The sequence below is a fragment of the Paraconexibacter algicola genome, assembly GCF_003044185.1.
GTDB lineage: Bacteria > Actinomycetota > Thermoleophilia > Solirubrobacterales > Solirubrobacteraceae > Paraconexibacter > Paraconexibacter algicola.
Window position 1 is genome coordinate 2,654,030 of the sequence record NZ_PYYB01000001.1, and the last position, 17,792, is coordinate 2,671,821.

13 protein-coding genes are annotated in these 17,792 nt (G+C 73.4%); 11 read left to right on the top strand and 2 right to left on the bottom strand.

The annotated features are described in order from the left end of the window. Positions 1-27: 27 nt before the first annotated feature. Positions 28-2,913 (bottom strand): choice-of-anchor I domain-containing protein, encoded by a 2,886-nt coding sequence (locus C7Y72_RS24150; protein ID WP_233243880.1) that lies wholly within the window; start codon positions 2,911-2,913, stop codon positions 28-30. Positions 2,914-3,079: 166 nt separating this feature from the next. Between C7Y72_RS24150 and C7Y72_RS12515 the strand changes: the two genes are divergently transcribed. The 10 genes from C7Y72_RS12515 (at position 3,080) to sufD (ending at position 15,604) form a co-directional block, all read left to right on the top strand. Continuing rightward, positions 3,080-3,583, top strand: a complete 504-nt coding sequence (locus C7Y72_RS12515; RefSeq protein ID WP_107569048.1) for an RrF2 family transcriptional regulator — start codon at positions 3,080-3,082, stop codon at positions 3,581-3,583. Between the two features lie 47 nt (positions 3,584-3,630). Further along, complete coding sequence (gene sufC, locus C7Y72_RS12520) at positions 3,631-4,401, top strand: Fe-S cluster assembly ATPase SufC (RefSeq protein WP_107569049.1); 771 nt, start codon at positions 3,631-3,633, stop codon at positions 4,399-4,401. Between the two features lie 2 nt (positions 4,402-4,403). Beyond that, on the top strand, positions 4,404-5,624 hold the full coding sequence (locus C7Y72_RS12525; RefSeq protein WP_107569050.1) for a SufS family cysteine desulfurase: 1,221 nt from the start codon (positions 4,404-4,406) through the stop codon (positions 5,622-5,624). 2 nt (positions 5,625-5,626) lie between these two features. After that, positions 5,627-6,061, top strand: a complete 435-nt coding sequence (locus tag C7Y72_RS12530; RefSeq protein ID WP_107569051.1) for an iron-sulfur cluster assembly scaffold protein — start codon at positions 5,627-5,629, stop codon at positions 6,059-6,061. 67 nt (positions 6,062-6,128) lie between these two features. Beyond that, the gene (locus tag C7Y72_RS12535) at positions 6,129-8,099 is read left to right on the top strand and encodes an AAA family ATPase (protein WP_107569052.1); all 1,971 of its coding nucleotides are present in this window, start codon (positions 6,129-6,131) and stop codon (positions 8,097-8,099) included. Between the two features lie 79 nt (positions 8,100-8,178). Beyond that, on the top strand, positions 8,179-10,461 hold the full coding sequence (locus tag C7Y72_RS12540; protein WP_107569053.1) for a hypothetical protein: 2,283 nt from the start codon (positions 8,179-8,181) through the stop codon (positions 10,459-10,461). A gap of 50 nt (positions 10,462-10,511) precedes the next feature. Then, a complete protein-coding gene (locus tag C7Y72_RS12545; protein WP_107569054.1) occupies positions 10,512-10,829 on the top strand; it encodes a Rieske (2Fe-2S) protein in 318 nt (105 codons plus the stop codon). 4 nt (positions 10,830-10,833) lie between these two features. Next, a complete protein-coding gene (locus tag C7Y72_RS12550) occupies positions 10,834-12,774 on the top strand; it encodes a TolB family protein (protein ID WP_107569055.1) in 1,941 nt (646 codons plus the stop codon). A 145-nt stretch (positions 12,775-12,919) separates the two neighbouring features. Further along, positions 12,920-14,368: a Fe-S cluster assembly protein SufB gene (gene sufB / locus C7Y72_RS12555; RefSeq protein ID WP_107569056.1), complete on the top strand. Its 1,449-nt coding sequence runs from the start codon at positions 12,920-12,922 to the stop codon at positions 14,366-14,368. Beyond that, positions 14,369-15,604, top strand: a complete 1,236-nt coding sequence (gene sufD / locus C7Y72_RS12560) for a Fe-S cluster assembly protein SufD (protein ID WP_107569057.1) — start codon at positions 14,369-14,371, stop codon at positions 15,602-15,604. Positions 15,605-16,097: 493 nt separating this feature from the next. Here sufD and C7Y72_RS12565 read toward each other — a convergent pair whose 3' ends face one another. Next, positions 16,098-16,571, bottom strand: a complete 474-nt coding sequence (locus C7Y72_RS12565; RefSeq protein ID WP_107569058.1) for a peroxiredoxin — start codon at positions 16,569-16,571, stop codon at positions 16,098-16,100. Positions 16,572-16,593: 22 nt separating this feature from the next. Here C7Y72_RS12565 and C7Y72_RS12570 point away from each other — a divergent pair, with 22 nt between their 5' ends. After that, complete coding sequence (locus C7Y72_RS12570) at positions 16,594-17,769, top strand: M20/M25/M40 family metallo-hydrolase (protein ID WP_107569059.1); 1,176 nt, start codon at positions 16,594-16,596, stop codon at positions 17,767-17,769. Positions 17,770-17,792: the final 23 nt, after the last annotated feature.

The window sequence follows — 17,792 nt, forward strand, 5'->3', positions numbered from 1 at the left end:
GGACCGGCGGGCGCCCTCCCCGGCGGTCTAGCGGGTGAGGCGCCGCCCGGCGACGGTGACGACGAGGCGGCCCGATCCCGTCGGCACGGTGAAGGTCACCGACCCGCGGCGGCCGACCGTGGCGCGGCGCACGACCTTGCCGCCGCGCTTGGCGACCACCGGGGAGGAGGCGCGGGCCCGGGTCACCGTGCACCGGACGCGGCGGCCGATGACGCGGCACGTCACGCGCGCGTCGCGCCCGGCCGGGCCGGTGGCCCCGCGCTCACCCTGCGGCCCGACGGGACCCTGCGGCCCGACGGGACCCTGCGCGCCCGCCGGGCCCTGGGCTCCGCCCGACCCCTGCGGCCCGGCGACGCCCTGCGGACCGACCGGGCCCTGCGGACCGACCGGACCCTGCGCGCCGGCCGCACCGGTCTGACCGGTCGCGCCCGTCTGACCGGTCGCACCGGTCTGGCCCGTCGCGCCGGTGGCGCCCGTCGGCCCGGTCGCCCCGGTCGGGCCCTGCGCCCCGGTCGGACCGGTCGCCCCGTCGCGGACCGCGACGACCGCCTCCGAGGACGCGCTCGTCGCGCCGTCCGGGCTCGTGGCGGTGACCCGGCAGGTCACCGCGCGGCCCACGTCGGCGTCGACCAGCTGGTAGCTGGTGCCCGTCGCCCCGGCGATCGCGGTGCTGCCGCGGAACCACTGGCGCGTGAACACCGGCGACCCGCTCCAGCTGCCGGTGTCGCAGGTCATCGTCGACCCGACGGACCCGGCGCCCGAGAGGCTCGGGGCGACGCTCACCGCGGGCGGTGCCAGGGTGGCGATGCGGCGCAGGTCCGAGGTCCCCAGGTGGTTGCCCGCGTCGATCGAGCCGCTCACGGCCCACAGCTCGCCGCCGGGCAGCAGCGCCAGACCGGTCATGTCCCGCGAGGAGCGGCTGTCGGCCACCGGCACCGTCGCGACGACCGAGCGGTCGCCCGCCGCGAGCGTCGTCTTCGCGGCCGGTGCGTCGAGCCGGATCACGGTCGCCGCCGAGACGCTCGCGTTCGGGTCGGTCTCGACCGCGAGGAGGTCCCCGTCGAAGGCGACCGCCAGGTCCGTCAGGCGCGCGGTCGCGGTCGAGAACGACAGCGTCACCTCGGTGAACGCGTCGGTCGCCACGTCGTAGCGGTAGAGCCGGTCGGTGTCGCTCGTCGACACGTAGACCGTGCCGCCGTCCGGGCTCGTCGCCACGCCCGACGGGGCGCCGCTCCCCGGGACCGTCTCCGTCTGGACGACGTTGCCCGCCGCGTCGAGCCGGGCGAGCCGCAGCGACGCGTTGGTGCTCACGACCCAGGCGCCGCCCGCGGCGATCGGCGCCACGTCCTCGAGCGTCGCCGCCGCCGGCGCGCCCGTCAGGTCGGTGTCGACCGACAGTGGCGCGTAGCCGCGGCCGCCCAGGCCGACGCGCAGGGTGCGCGCGGGCACCGTGCCGTCGACGAGGCTCAGCGACGAGGACGAGGTCCCGGCACCGAGCCCGCGGACGTTGAAGTACGGCGTGCCCTGGCCGCGCGGGGTCAGGCGGTCGGCCGGCAGCGTGGCCGGGTCGACGAAGCGGTGCAGCGTGAAGAAGCCGGGCAGGCCGACCGCTCCGGCGGACTCCTCGTTGGCGACGACGACGAGCCGCCGGGCCGCGTTCACCGAGATCCCCTCCGGCGCCTCGCCGGTCGGGACGTGGGAGATCAGCCGCGGCGCGTCGGGCGACGTGATGTCCCAGGTCGACAGGGACTCCGAGCGCTCGCCGAGCACGAGCAGGTACTCGGTCCCGCCGATCGTCACGACGTCCATGCCCTCCGGCTCCGAGCCCTTGTCGGGGACGTCGTTGCGGGTGTCGTCGAGCATCCCGTAGTCCGCCGTCGCGCGGTCGAACGCCGAGCCGATCCGGCTCACGAGCGTCCCGTCGGGCTGGTGGATCGAGAAGTCCCGCGTGCCGCCGATCGCGCCGTTCTCGCCCTCGTTGGCGATCGCCAGCAGCGTGCCGTTGGCCACCCACTTCACCGTGTCGGGCTGGCGCTCGCGCACCAGCGGGGTCTTGAACTGGAAGGTGGCCGGGACGTCGTTGGTGACGTCGGCCAGGAAGGAGGAGCTGCCGGCGCTGACGATCGCGGAGTCCGGCAGCGGGGAGGTTGCGGTGTCGAGGTCGAACACGGCGATCGCGTCGGCCTCCTGGATCGTGCCGGCGACCGTGTTGTCCGCGCGGACGTCGACGAACTCGGGCTGGGCGTCGACGCCCTCGGCGGCGAGGAAGCTCGCGGGCAGGGCCAGGAGGTCGGCGGTCCAGAGCGCCGGGTCGGCGGCGGACGTGTCGATGCGCACGAACCCGGGCACGCCGCCGGACGGCTCCCCGACCTCGCGGTCGTTCTCCACGGCGACGACCGCCCGGGTGCCGTCCGGGCTGACGCTCACCGAGTCCGGGACCTCCAGCAGCGGGGTCGTGCCGGGCGTGCCCGTGGGGGCGCCGGCCACCGCGCCGCCGTTGAAGGAGATGGTGCGCACGACCGCCAGGGTCGCGGCGTCGAGGACGTGGATGCCGTCGACCGGGTCGGTGCCCGTCTGGTTGTTGTCGTTGAACGGGACGAGCACGTACTGGTCGCGGACCAGGGCGACCGAGGTCGGGCCGGGCTCGTTGTCGCCCGTGCCGTTGCCGGTCACGAGGGTGGCGGACGTGGCGGCGAGCGTCGGGCTCGCGGGGTTCGCGAGATCCCACCGCACGACCGTCTTGCCCTGGGTGGCGACGAGGAACTGACCGGAGGACGCCAGGTCCACGATCTCGTTCGGTGCGGCGCCGAACCGCTCGCCGTGGGTGAGGTCGAGCGCGGCGGACGCGGAGGTCGGGGCGGCGAGGGCGGCGGCGGCGAGCACGCCGGCCGACGCGAGGGAGTGGCGGGGCACGGATGGTCCTCCTGGTGGTGACGGGAGCGGGCGACGCTAGGCCGCCGCGATGCACCGGCACCAGGGGCGTTCTCAGGATCGTCACGCCCCGGCAACACCGTCTTCACGAGCGGACGGCCCCGCGCCCGGCCGGGGCCAACTCCGACCGCGTTGGTAGGATTCGCACATGATCTTCACGACGAAGGCGGAGTACGGCGTGCGCCTGCTCGTCGAGCTGGGTCGGCACGCCGCCGAGCCGCAGCCGACCCCGACGTCGCTGAAGGCGATCGCCGAGGCCGAGGGCCTGCCGCTCGCCTACCTGGAGCGCATCGTCGCGCTGCTGAAGAAGGCCGGCCTCGTCGAGAGCACCCGGGGCGCGCACGGCGGCTACCGCCTGGCCCGCCCCGCCGACGACATCCGCATGGACGAGGCGGTGCTGGCGCTCGAGGGCGCGGTCGCCCCCATGACGTGCTTCGTCGACGACAGCGAGAGCGGTCGCGTGCTCTGCAACCACGAGGCCGACCGCGGCCACGGGTGCGCCACGAAGATCCTCTGGATGCGCGTGCAGGGCGGCGTCGTCAAGGCGCTGCAGGGCACGACCCTCGCGGATCTCGTCGCGTTCTCCGAGCGTCCCGGCCTCGCCGGGCTCGGCGAGCCGACCGGTGCCGCGCTCCCGCTCGCCGCGGGCTGACCGACCTTCCCCCTCCACCACCACGAAACCGGAAACCGCACACGCACATGGCTGACCTCGTTATCCGCAACCTCCACGTCCAGGTCGAGGACAAGCAGATCCTCAAGGGTCTGGACCTCACGGTGAACAAGGGCGAGGTCCACGCGCTCATGGGGCCCAACGGCGCCGGCAAGAGCACGCTCGCGAACGTGATCATGGGGCACCCGAGCCTCGAGGTCACCGAGGGCGAGATCCTCTACAAGGGCGAGAACATCGTCGAGGCGGATCCCGACGAGCGCGCGCGGCTCGGCCTCTTCATGGCTTTCCAGTACCCGGTCGCCATCCCGGGCGTGACGATCGCGAAGTACCTGCGCATGGTCATGAACGCCCACCGCCAGGCGCGCGGCGAGGACGACATCTCGCTGAAGGACTTCCGCAAGACCGTCGAGGCCGCGATGGCGCTCACGAACGTGCCGAAGGAGTTCTCCTCCCGCTACCTGAACGACGGCTTCTCCGGCGGCGAGAAGAAGCGCCTCGAGACGCTCCAGCTGGCCCTCCAGAAGCCCGAGATCGCGATCCTCGACGAGACCGACTCCGGCCTGGACATCGACGCCCTGAACGTCGTCGCGGGCGGCGTCAACGAGGTCGCGAAGGCCAACGGCACCGGCGTCCTGATCATCACCCACTACCAGCGCATCCTGCACCTCGTGCAGCCGAGCAAGGTGTCGATCCTCTACGGCGGCAAGATCGTCCACGAGGGCGGTCCCGAGCTCGTCGAGAAGCTCGAGTCCGAGGGCTACGGCTGGATCACCGGCACGGCCGAGGCGGCCACGGTCTGAGCATGGCCCTCGCCGCCGACCGCCCCGCCGCCTCCGACTTCCCGACCCTCGACCGGGAGGGCGTCGTCTACCTCGACAGCGCCGCCACGTCGCAGACGCACCGGGCCGCGATCGCGGCGATGGACGCCTACTACGAGCAGCACCGGGCGAGCGTCCACCGGGGCGTCTACCGGATCGCCGTGGAGGCGACCGAGCTCTACGAGGGCGCCCGCGAGCGCGTCGCCGCGTGGCTCAACACGCCGGCGCGCTCCACGGTGTTCACGAAGAACGCGTCGGAGGCGATCAACCTCGTCGCCTACGCCTGGGGCGGCGCGAACGTCGGCCCCGGCGACACCGTCGTGGTGACCGAGATGGAGCACCACTCCAACCTCGTGCCGTGGCAGCTGCTGTGCGAGCGCAGCGGTGCGACGTTCGCGTACGTGCCGATCGACGACGAGGGCCGCCTGCAGCTCGACGAGCTCGATCGGCTGCTGCAGACCGGCACCGTGAAGGTCGTCGCCGTCGCGCACGTCTCCAACGTGCTGGGCACGATCAACCCGGTCGCCGACATCGTCGCCCGCGCCCACGCCGCCGGGGCGATCGCGGTCGTCGACGGGACCCAGGCCGTCCCGCAGCTGCCCGTCGACGTCGCCGCGCTCGGCGCCGACTTCTACGTCTGGACCGGGCACAAGGCGTACGGCCCGACCGGCATCGGCATCCTGCACGCCGACCCGGCGGTGCTCGAGGCCACGCCGCCGTTCCTCGGCGGCGGCCACATGATCTCCAACGTGACCCTCGACGGCTCGCGCTGGGCGGAGATCCCCGCGAAGTTCGAGGCGGGCACCTCGCCGATCGCCGAGGCCGCCGGTCTCGGCGCCGCGATCGCCTACCTGCAGGACCTCGGGATGGACACGCTGCGCGCCCACGAGCTCGACGTCACCGCCTACGCGCTCGAGCGCCTGCGGACCGTCCCGGGCCTCACGATCGACGGCCCGGCCGACGCCGCCGACCGCGGCGCGCTGGTGTCGTTCACGCTCGACTGCGCGCACCCGCACGACGTCGCCGAGATCGTCGCGCGACGCGGCGTCTGCGTGCGCGCCGGCCACCACTGCGCGCAGCCGCTCATGCAGCGCCTGGGCGTCGCCGCGACCACGCGCGCGTCGTTCGCCATCCACACCACCCGCGACGACGTCGACCAGCTCGTCACCGCCCTGGGCGACGTCGTCGACCTGTTCGGAGACTGACGATGGACGACCTCTACCGCGAGTACATCCTCGAGCACTACAAGCGCCCCCACAACTGGGGACCGATGGAGTCGCCCGACCTCGAGGCCAGCGACAACAACCCGCTCTGCGGCGACCAGCTGACGGTCATGCTGCGCGTCGGGGACGGCGGCGTGATCGAGGACATCCGCTTCGACGGGCACGGCTGCGCGATCAGCCAGGCCAGTGCCTCGATGGCCTCCGACGAGGTCAAGGGCATGAAGGTCGACGACCTGCTGAAGCTCGACCGCGACTTCATCCTGGACCTGCTCGGCATCGACGTCTCCGCCACCCGGATGAAGTGCGCGCTGCTCTCGCTGAAGGTGCTCAAGAGCGCCGCGCTGGGCGACCACGTGGACTGGGAACCGGCCACCCCCGAGCCCGCGGCCCCGCCCGCCGGCTCCCGCGACGCCCTCTAGGGCGGTCGTTCGGGCGGACCGCGCCCGCGCCCTACCCCCGACCGGACCGTCGGCCTACGCTCGACCCATGGCCGACACGGCGGACCGCCCCCTGCCCGGGACCGAGGACCCCACCGCCCCGGAGCTCGACAGCGCTCTGGGCTACGCGCTCTCGCTCGCGGCCGCCTGGGACGGGTCCGACCAGCTCGACGGCGCGCTCACCGAGGACCTCACGCTGCGGTTCGCCGACCTCGTCAGCACGGTGGAGGACCGGTTCGCGCTCGTCGCGGAGCGCGCCGACCTGGACTGGGGCGACCAGGTCGTCCTCGGCCTGATCGCGCTCGCCGACCTCGCGCCCGAGCACGCGCTCGCCGTCGCCTCGACCGACCCGGCCGACCGCGGGCACGCCAGCGCCCGCGCGATGGCCCGCCTGCTCGTCGTCCGGGGCGCCGCCGAGGGGGAGACCTACCGCTGCGTCGCCGCCGACGGGGCGCTGCGCCGCAAGGGCCTCGTCCGGGCGCTCCCCGCCGGCCCCGAGGTGCCGCTGGCCGCGCGCGCGTTCGCGCTGACCGAGCCGACCGCCGCGTTCCTGCTGGCGGCCGACCTGCACGACCCGACCCGCGGCGGGCGGCTGCGGCGCGTCGGCCGCAGCGACCTGCCCGTCGGGCGCGCGGCGACCGTCGAGGCGCTCGAGGACGCCCTGCGCACCGCGGCGGTGACGCCGCTGTTCGTGCACGGACCCGACGCCACGCTCCTGCTCGCGGAGGCGTCCGGGGGCGGCGTGACGCTGATCCGCGCCCGCGACCTCGACGACGCCGCCCTGCTGCGTGACGCGCTCGCGGTCTGCGTCCTGGAGCACCGCGTCCTCGTCGTCGAGGGCGTCGAGGACCTCGAGCCCGAGCAGGCGCTCGCCCTGCCCGAGCAGCTGCGCGCGTACCCCGGCACCGTCGTGCTCGGCCACACGGGCCGCGAGCTGGCCGGCCTCGACGATCTCGCCGTGCGCGAGCTGCGCGTGCCCGCCCCGGGCCCCGACGACCGCCGCGCCGCGTGGACCGCCGGGCTCGGCGAGGTCCCCGGCATCGACGAGGTCGCGCAGCTGCACCGGCTGCCGGTCGCGCGGATCGCCGACGCGGTGCAGGACGTCCTCGCGGTCGTGGACCGCTCCGGCACGCTGCCGGACGCCGCGCTGCTGGCGCGCGCCGCGCGCAACGCGTCGGGCGCGCGCGTGGACGAGACGGCGCGCCGCACGCGCACCGACCTCGGCTGGGACGACCTCGTGCTGCCCGCCCGCCCGATGGGCCTGCTGCGGTCGGTGAGCGCGTTCCTGCGCCACCGCGAGCAGGTGCTCGACGACTGGGGCTTCGCCGCCGGGTCCGGTCGCGCGCACGGGGTCGTGGCGATGTTCACCGGTCCGTCCGGGACCGGCAAGACGCTCGCCGCGCGCGTGATCGCCGCCGAGCTCGGGCTCGAGCTGCTGCGCGTCGACCTGTCGACGCTCGTGTCGAAGTGGCTGGGGGAGACCGAGCGCAACCTCGACCGGATCTTCACCGCCGCGGAGGGCTCGAGCGCCGTCCTGTTCTTCGACGAGGCCGACGCGGTGTTCGGCAAGCGCGCCGGCGTGCAGGACGCGCGCGACCGCTACGCGAACCTCGAGGTCGCCTACCTGCTGCAGCGGATCGAGGCGCACGACGGACCGGTGCTGCTCGCGACGAACCTGCGCGGCAACATCGACGAGGCGTTCCTGCGCCGGCTCGACGCCGTGATCGAGTTCCCCGAGCCCGACGAGGCGGGCCGCCGTCGCCTGTGGGAGGTCCTGATCCCGCCGAGCGCCCCGCGCCACGACGACATCGACCTCGACTTCCTCGCCGCGCGCTTCGAGCTCACCGGCGGCGGCATCCGCAACGCCGCGCTCGCGGCGGCGGTGATGGCCGCCGAGGCGGGTGGGGCGATCCGCATGGAGCACCTCGTCCGCGGGGTCGCGATCGAGTACGCGAAGCTCGGCCGGCTCGTGCTCGTCGCCGACTTCGAGCGCTTCCACGAGACCGTCCGCGAGCGCTGACTTCCCGTTCGCCCCGCCGTTCGGGCGGTCCTGTCGCGAACCCTTCCCGCGCGCGCGAGGCCGCTCTACGGTGCGGCGCATGAGCGGCAAGGGCACGAAGAAGAAGGGCACGAAGAAGGCGCCGCCGAGCCGCACCCGGTTCGACGAGCTGCGCGACCAGAAGATCCAGCGGGATCTCGGGAGCGCCTCGTCCACCATGGTGGACCCTGCGATCTTCGAGAGCCTCCCGAAGTCCGTCGACCTCACCAACCCGGTCGGCTACCTCTTCAGCAGCTCCCCGGGCCGCCGGAAGGTCGAGCGGTCGGCCACGATCGAGGAGCTCCGCAGGGCCGGAGAGGTCGTCCAGCAGGCCGCCACGGTCGCGAACCTCGCCTACGCCCACGTGATCGAGTCCGCCGGCGTCTCGGACGAGCGGACGCTCGCGGCCACGAAGGTCGCCGCCGCGAAGGCCCGCCAGGAGGTCTGGAACCTCTCGGGCGTGCCGGAGCAGTTCCGGCCGATGCGGGCGACGGCGCTGGGCTCGCAGATCTCCGAGAACCGCCAGCAGTTCTCCGACGAGCGCACCGAGGCGCTCCAGGACATCATGGTCGCCTCGCGCAAGCGCCGCGCGGAGCTCATCACCTGGGGCAGCCTCATCGACGCGGGGCTCCTCTCGGAGGAGAAGTACCGCCGCACCAAGCAGATCTTCCGCGTCCTCTCGGGCAAGTCGAAGTTCAAGGCGATGCTCGTGATCAGCCGCGGCTCCTCGATCGGCCTGCTCGCCGACTGGCTCGTGCGCCACCCTGAGATCGGGCCGTCGGTGGGCAAGCCCGGCACCACGGTCGCGCAGTCCACCGAGACGGGCAAGGCGATCACCGAGATCATCGAGACCGTCATGGGCGTCCTCGGCGGCCTCGGCCTCGGGATCGCCGCGCTCGGCGAGAACGGGCAGAAGCTCGCCGAGCTCCTGGACATCGACGGCATGAGCTTCCAGGAGTCCCACTACACCGAGCACATCGGCAAGTTCATCGGCGGCGGGATGAAGGGCCTCGGCGGTCTGACCGGCATGACCACCGGCATCCTCGACTCGATCAACGCCGGCGAGCAGATCAAGCTCGGCGGCGTCCACCGCTCGCAGGGCATCGACCAGATGTACAACGCGGTCACCAAGACCATGCAGAGCACGGTCACCACCGGGCAGGGCGGCGTCGACATCGCCCGGACCGTGCAGTCGTTCAACCACGGCGACAAGATCCCGGCGCTCGAGCAGGCCTTCCAGGGCCTCGGCGGCACCGTCGCCGTCCTCTCGGCGATGATGCACGTGAAGGACACGGCGCGCCAGGGGGCCTACTCCCACGGGATGCTCGCCGGCATGGGCGTCAAGGAGGAGGACGAGGCGCGCTGGCTCAGCGCGCTCGGCCGCCGCGAGGTCCACGGCGGCAAGGCGACCGCGTCGGGGATCAAGGCCGCCGGCTCGGTCCTGACCGCCATCGGCACGTTCATGGGACCGACCCCCGCCGGACCGATCCTGAAGATCGTCGGCATGGCGATCACCGGCGCCGCCGACGCCGTCGAGACGATCGTCGACCTGTCGGTCGGCGGCAAGTCGCGCGCCAAGGAGCTCGAGGCGATGTACGGCGACGGCTCGCCCGAGGCGCTCGAGTACGTCCTGAAGTTCCACAGCGAGCACTCCGCCCAGACGATCGTGCAGAAGGCCCTGGACGGGGACGCGAACGCCAAGCAGGCGCTGGCCTCCTACGGCGTCACCGAGCTCGACCTCAAGACCAAGAGCGCCAAGGTCATCCGCGAGCTGATCAACAAGGCGATGCGCCGCGGCGACGGCCGCAACCTCGGCCAGAAGGTCTCCGAGGGCGTCGGCACGATCAGCCGCTACTTCGGGGCCGGCGGCCACGCGGAGAAGCAGCACAACCGCGACGAGATCGCCTGGCGCACCGCGCAGGCGAAGAACCTCGTCGGGTACAAGAAGAAGGTCCGCACGCGCGGCGAGGTGATGGCCGCCGCGCAATTCCGTCGCGCCGACCAGGTCGAGAACGAGCGCAAGCGGATGATCGAGCTGCTCGAGCGGATGAAGAAGAAGGGCCTCGTGACCGACGAGCAGTACCGGCAGGCCAGCGAGCTGCTGATGCCCTGGCGCCAGTTCCAGGAGAAGCAGATGCAGGAGCGGCGCAACCAGCACAACGACCGCCGCAACAAGGCGTTCTTCGAGGAGAAGGGCGGAGACCTCGCCCAGGTCAACTTCGAGCGCCGGGCCGAGCAGAAGCGCCAGCAGATGCGCGAGCAGTACGAGAAGCAGTACGGGATCAAGCTCAAGCCGCTGAGCGAGGTCGTCAACGACGAGACGGTGAAGTACCGCGGCCTCTGACCGGCCGCGGCGCCGGGGCCGTCCGCCCGCCGGGTAGGGTCCGGGCGACCATGAGCCCGATCATCGACGTCTGCCCGCTCGCGGACCTCCCGCCCGGGACGTGCCGCATCGTCACCCACGACGACCTCGAGATCGGCGTCTTCAACTGCGCGGGCGAGCTGCTGGCGATCGAGGACCGCTGCTCGCACGACGACGGACCACTGGCGGAGGGCGAGCTCGACGAGCGCGCCTGCACGGTCGAGTGCCCCCGGCACGGCTCCGTGTTCGACCTGCGCACCGGGGCGCCGAAGAACCTCCCGGCCTACGAGGCCGTCGAGCGGTTCGAGGTCCTCGTCGAGGACGGCGTCGTCAAGGTCGACGTGGACTGACGCCGTGCGCCGCGCCGTGCTCGCGGCGCTCGCCGCGCTCCTGCTCCTCGCCCCGACCGCCGTCGCGCAGGACTCCGACGCCCCGGCCGGCGCCCTGCCGCACTGGCTGCCGACCGAGCAGTGGGTCTACCAGCACTGGCTGCCCTACGACGAGGCACGGCTCTACGCGGTGCTCGGCACGACCCGGGCGCGGATCTGGCGCCACCTGCGCGACGACCGCGCCCACACCCTCGGCCAGCTCGCGACCCGCCGCGGCCTCACGCTCGACCGGGCCGCCCGCGCGCTCGTCGCCCCACGCCTGCGCGCCGCCTCCCCGGCGCTCGCCTCGCGGCTGCTCGCCCGGGCGCGCCGGACGCTCGACCAGGGCCATCTCAGCCAGCACCTGCTGTTCCACTCCCTGCACCAGCTCGCGATCCCGGACCGGGCCACGACCATCTTCGGCGCGCCCTCGAAGGCCCGCTACCTCGCGCTGCGCCGTGCCGAGGTCAGCCCCAACGAGATCGGGCGGCTCTACGGCCGCACGCAGGCGAGCGTGCAGCGCGCGGCCGCCCGGGCGCTCCGCGACGCCGCCGCGGCGGGGACCCGCTCCGGCGCGTTCACGTCCCGGCAGGCGGCGATCCTCCTGGACCGCCAGCTGCGCCAGCTGCCCCGCTTCCTCGGGCAGCGCCGCTACAACGGGCCGCCCCGGACCGGCCCCGGGTCGCGGCCGCTGCTGCCGCCCAACGACTACGCGAACCGCCCGACGATCACCGCAGACGGCGCCACGGTCGTGTTCGACGCCTACCGCGCGACGATCCCGCAGGCCACCGCGCTCGGCGAGATCCACGTGCAGGCCGCCGCCCTCGCCGATCCCGCGTCCGCGCCCGCCGAGCTGACGCCCCCGGCGCGGCTGCCGCAGTCGACCTACAACAGCCAGGTCTCCGCGGACGGGAGCACGGTCGTCGCCGAGCGCGCCGCGGGCAACCTCACGTTCGCCAAGCGCTATGGCCACATGCGCGTCATCGGCATCGACCGGGTCACGAACACGCGCTTCGAGATCAGCCACCGGGACGGTCCGTCCGCCTCGCGCACCGCGTACAACCCGTCGGTCAGCGGTGACGGCCGGCGGGTCGTCTTCGAGATGTCCCAGGACGGTGGGCCGGGCGGCCGCTCCACGAACGCGCTGCTCCTGTTCGACCGGGCGACCGGGACGACGCGCCGGATCGCGGGCGGCAGCGGCTACGGGACGGTGTACGAGCCGTCGATCACCGCCGACGGCCGGTTCGTCACGCTCACGGCGGGCGACGCCGGCGCCGACGGACGGGCCCTCGTCTACCGCCGCTCGCTCGCCACCGGGCAGACCGTGCTGGTGAGCCGCGCGGACGGCCCCGACGGGCGGGCGGCCGACGGCGACGCCCGCGAGCCGTCGGCGAGCGCCGACGGACGGCTCGTCGCGTTCGCGAGCACGGCGGGCAACCTCGGTGGCGGCCCGCGCGGCGCCTCCCGCATCTACCTGCGCGACGTCGTCGCCGGGACCACGCGTCTCGTCGCCGCGGTCGCCGGGCGCGTCGCGCTGGACCCGGCGCTCTCGGCGGACGGCCGGGCGCTCGTGTTCACCGCGCGCGAGCGCGGCGACGGGCGCCGCTCGACCGTGCTGCACGTCGATCTCCCGACGGGGCGCACCACGGTCGTCTCGCGCGGGCGGGCCGGCGGCGCGGGGGAGCCCGTCCTCTCGGGTGACGGCCGGGTGCTCGCCTACACGACGACCGCCGCGGTGCTCGGGAAGCCCGCCGGGGTGCCGGGCGTCGTCGTGCGCGACCTGCAGACCGGCACCGACCGGCTGCTGAGCAGCCACGCGCCGATCAGCGCCGGGCCGGGCGCGCGGCCGGCCGCGGCCGCGGCGGCCCGTCGCGCGGGGCGTGCGCGCGCCACGAGCGTGCACTACGTCTGCGACCTGGCGGGCTGAACGCGATCGCGGGCGCCGACGCGCCCGTACCAGCTGACAGAATCGCCGGGCGCGAGGGGGCCGAGGGGGACACGGCGCTACAATGAAATGCCGACTCCACGAGTCGGTATTCGCACGGAAACGACTTGCGAGGAAGCACGCACTTATGGCCACGCCCGAGATCAGCACGAAGGTCCTCACCGAGGAAGAGGCCGCGCTCAAGGGGTTCGGTGCCGACTACACCGAGCGCTACGGCTTCCGCGACGCGGAGAACTACCTCTACAAGGCCCCCAAGGGCCTGAACCGCGAGATCGTGGAGAAGATCTCCGAGTTCAAGAGCGAGCCGGAGTGGATGCGCGAGTTCCGCCTGAAGGCCTACGAGTACTTCGAGGCGCGGCCCCAGCCCACCTGGGGCTCCCCGATGCTCGCCGAGGTCGACTACGACGACATCCACTACTTCGTCCGCGCGTCCGAGCGCGCCGAGCGCTCGTGGGACGACGTGCCCGAGGACGTCAAGAACACCTTCGACCGGCTCGGCATCCCCGAGGCGGAGCGGAAGTTCCTCGCCGGCGTCGGCGCCCAGTACGAGTCCGAGGTCGTCTACCACCAGGTCAACGAGGAGCTCGAGAAGCAGGGCGTGATCTTCCTCGACATGGACACCGCGCTCCGTGAGCACGAGGACCTCGTCCGCGAGCACTTCGCGACCGTCATCCCGCCGAACGACAACAAGCTCGCCGCGCTGAACAGCTCCGTGTGGTCGGGCGGCTCGTTCGTCTACGTCCCGCCGGGCGTCCACGTCGAGATGCCGCTGCAGGCCTACTTCCGCATCAACACGGAGAACATGGGCCAGTTCGAGCGCACGCTCATCATCGCCGACGAGGGCAGCTACGTGCACTACGTCGAGGGCTGCACCGCCCCGACGTACTCCGGTGACTCGCTGCACTCCGCCGTCGTCGAGCTCATCGCCAAGCCGGGCGCGCGGATCCGGTACACGACCGTGCAGAACTGGTCGCAGAACGTCTTCAACCTCGTCACCAAGCGCGCGGTCGCCCAGAAGGACGCGACCGTCGAGTGGGTCGACTGCAACCTCGGCTCGAAGCTGACGATGAAGTACCCGGCCGTCTACCTCATGGGCGAGCGCGCCCACGGGGAGATCCTGTCGATCGCGTTCGCCGGCAAGGGCCAGCACCAGGACGCGGGCGGCAAGATCATCCACGCCGCGCCGAACACGACGTCGAACATCTTCGCCAAGTCGATCTCCAAGGACGGCGGCCGGTCCTCGTACCGCGGCCTGCTCGAGGTCGCCAAGGGTGCCCACGGCGCGAAGTCGAAGGTCGTCTGCGACGCGCTGCTGCTCGACCCGCAGTCCCGGACCGACACCTACCCGACGATCCGCATCGGCGAGGACGACGTGGACATCGGACACGAGGCCTCGGTCACGAAGGTCGGCGAGGAGCAGCTCTTCTACCTCCAGGCCCACGGGCTGGAGGAGGAGGAGGCCGCGAAGCTGATCGTCAACGGCTTCATCGAGCCGATCGTCAAGGAGCTGCCGATGGAGTACGCGGTCGAGATGAACCGCCTCATCGAGCTGCAGATGGAAGGGAGCATCGGCTAGATGGCCACCGCGATCACCGAGCCGGACTGGCTCACCGCCCGCCGGGTCGGCGCGGTGGAGCGGGCGGGCGAGCTGGAGCTCCCGAGCTTCCGCGGCGTCCCCGGCTGGGAGTTCACCCCGATCGACGGGCTCGACCTCGACGGCTTCGCTCCGGCGCGGTCGGGTGAGGCGCCGGACCGCTCCGTGTTCGACTTCGACGGCGCGGTCCGCGTCGGCGGCGGCGCCGTCGCCTCGAGCGCGGACGCCACGTCGGAGGGCCCGATCGTGCTGCCGATCGCCGAGGCGGCCGCGCGCCACCCCGAGCTCGTCGAGCGCCATCTGGGCACGCTGGTCGCGGACTCGCCGTTCGTCGCGCGCAACGACGCGCACTGGAGCGACGGGGTCTTCGTGTACGTGCCGCGCGGCGTGCAGATCGAGGCCCCGATCCTCGTCACCGCCGTGCACGAGCAGGCCGGGAGCGCGCTCTACACGCGCACGCTCGTGGTCCTCGAGGACGGCGCGGAGGCAGAGGTCTGGGACCAGCTCGTCAGCGCCGACGACGAGGCCGACGGGCTCGTCAACGGGGTCGTCGAGCTGATCGTCGGCCAGAACGCGCGGCTGCGCTACGTGTCCGCGCAGGAGCTCAACGAGAAGACCTGGGTCTTCGGCGCGCAGCGGGCGGAGGTCGCCCGCGACGGGCACGTCGACTGGGTCACGCTCGGCTTCGGCTCCAAGAACGGCAAGGTGTTCCTCGAGACGACGCTGTCGGGCCCGGGCGCGCACGCCTCGGTGACCGGCGCGTACGCGTCGCGCGGTCGCCAGCACCTCGACGTCGACACGCTGCAGGAGCACGCGGCGGAGAACACGACGTCGGACCTCGCGTTCCGCGGGATCCTCAACGACCGGTCGTCCACCGTCTGGCGCGGGATGATCAAGGTCGACGAGGGCGCCCAGCAGACGGACGCCTTCCAGGAGTCGCGCAACCTCATCGTGTCGAAGAAGGCGCACGCCGACGCGATCCCGGGCCTGGAGATCCTCGCCGACGACGTGCGCTGCACGCACGCGGCCGCGATCGCCCAGATCGACCCGGACCAGCTGTTCTACCTGCGCTCCCGTGGTCTCTCGACCGCGCAGGCCCGCCGGCTCGTCATCGAGGGCTTCCTCGAGGCGACCGTCGAGCGGCTGGAGCAGGGCCCGATCCGCGAGCAGGTCACCGGCGCGATCGAGTCCCGCCTTGCCGCCGTGCTCGGCGCCTGACCCGCGCGCCCCAGCTCACGCTGCACCCTGCGCCCCGGCTCTGCCGGGGCGCACGTCGTCGTGGCCCCCGCCCGGGGGCGTTCTGGGTGATCCGAGTGCCATATCCGGGTCCCGGATCACCCAGTTCGGGCGCGCGTCGGCGGGTGGGCCCGGTCTGGCGGGGCGTGCGGGGTGTGCGCACGGTCGCGCCGGGGCCGCGCCGGCCAGCACCGCCAAGCGCTGCCCGGCGCCGTCCGCGCCGCCCCGCCCCGGGCGTTCTGGGTGATCTCGATGCCATATCTGGATCCCAGATCACCCAGTTCGGGCGTGGCGGCGGGTCGTGCGGGAGGGGACCGCGAGGTTATGGCGCCCGGCACGCCCCGCTCAACCCTCGAGCAGTGCTCGAGGGTTCAGGGTGACCCGGGGATCCGAGCGGGCGTCGGCGATCCCGTGGTCACCTCGCGGCCGCGACCGACCCTCGACTCGTGGTCGAGGGTTACTGGGTGGCCGGCGCTCAGGTTGACGGAATCCCGGGGGCCGGGAGCTGCTCGAGGATCTCGCGCAGGTCGTCGACCGTCTTGTACTTCAGGGCGAAGCGGAAGCTGTGCACGTACGCGACCGTGCCGGTCTCGTCGACGATCACCGTGCCGCGCTTGACGCCCATGACCTTCGAGTCCATGTCGTAGGCGGTGGCGACCGCGCCGTCCTCGTCCGCCAGCAGCGGGACGTTGAGGTCGTACTTGCGGTGGAACGCGTCCTTGGACGCCTTGTCGGCGCCGCTGATCCCGACGACGACCGCCGGCAGCGCCGCGAGGTCCTCCGCGTGGTCGCGGTAGTCGCAGAACTGCTTCGTGCAGACGCTCGTGTCGTCGCCGGGGTAGAAGAGCAGCACGACCCGCCGGCCGCGGTGCTCGGAGAGGGTGAAGGCGCCGTCCGTGCCGGGGAGCGTGAAGTCCGGGGCGGCGTCACCGACGGAGAGATGGCCCATGGATCTACTGTACGCCCCTCGCATGCCCGACTGGACCCGCTCGCACGCCGCCCGGATCGCCGCCACGGCCGTCCACGAACTCGAGGCGCTGGTGGGCATCAGCTCGCCCTCCGGCGACCGTGCCGGCGCGGAGCGCTGCGTCGCGGTCCTCACCGCCGACCTGCCCGCCGGCGCGCTCGTCGAGCGCCCGGCGTGCTCGACCGCCGGCAACGCCGACGACCTCCTGATCCGCGTGCCCGGCACCGGATCCCGCCGGATCGTGCTCGTCGGGCACGTCGACACGGTGATCTCACACGAGCTCCACCAGCCGCTGCACCCCGACCCCGACGTCCCGGGCGCGTTGCGCGGCTCGGGGACGATCGACATGAAGGGCGGCGACGTCCTCGCGCTCGGCGTCCTGCGCGCGCTCGCGCACGACCGCCGCGACGAGCTCGCCGAGGTCGCGCTGCTGCTCGTGACCGACGAGGAGTGGCGCACCGCGCCGTTCGCCCACGCCGCGCGCTTCGCGGGCTGGGACGCCTGCCTGTGCTTCGAGGCGGGCGAGCTCGACGCCGACGGCCGCGACGCGGTCGTCGTGCGGCGCAAGGCCGCCGGGACCCTCGAGATCACCGCCACCGGCGTCGCCGCCCACAGCGGCGCCCGCCCGGACGACGGCCGCAACGCCCTCCTGGCGCTCGCCGAGGCCGCCCGCGTTGTCGCCGCGCACCACGACCCGGCCGGCCCCGACCGCCTGACCGCCGTGCCGACCGTGCTGCACAGCGGCGAGGCCCTCAACGTCGTCCCCGCCCACGGGCAGCTGCTCTGCGACGTCCGCGCCGACCGGCTCGACGCGTTCGACCCGGTGATGGCGGCGATCCCGCGCGAGGTCGGCGGCGCCACCCTCGTCGTGCGCAACCTGCGCGCCTGGCCCGGCATGGACGCCCGCGAGCCCGCCGCGCCGGTCCTCGCGCGCGCGGGCGCGTCACTGGGCCGCCCGATCGTGCCCGCGTCCCGTGGCGGCGCGAGCGACGCGAGCCACCTCGCGACCGTCATCCCGTTGACGATCGACGGCCTCGGGCCGCTCGGGGGCGGCGCGCACGCGCCCGACGAGCACGTGCTGGAGGACTCGCTGCGCTCGCGCGCGGAGGTCGCCCTGGCCGTCGCCGACGCGGTGCTGCGCCAGCAGCAGCCCGATGCTCCGGGTCCCGGAGTCGGTTGACGTAACCCCCCGCCGCGGGATTC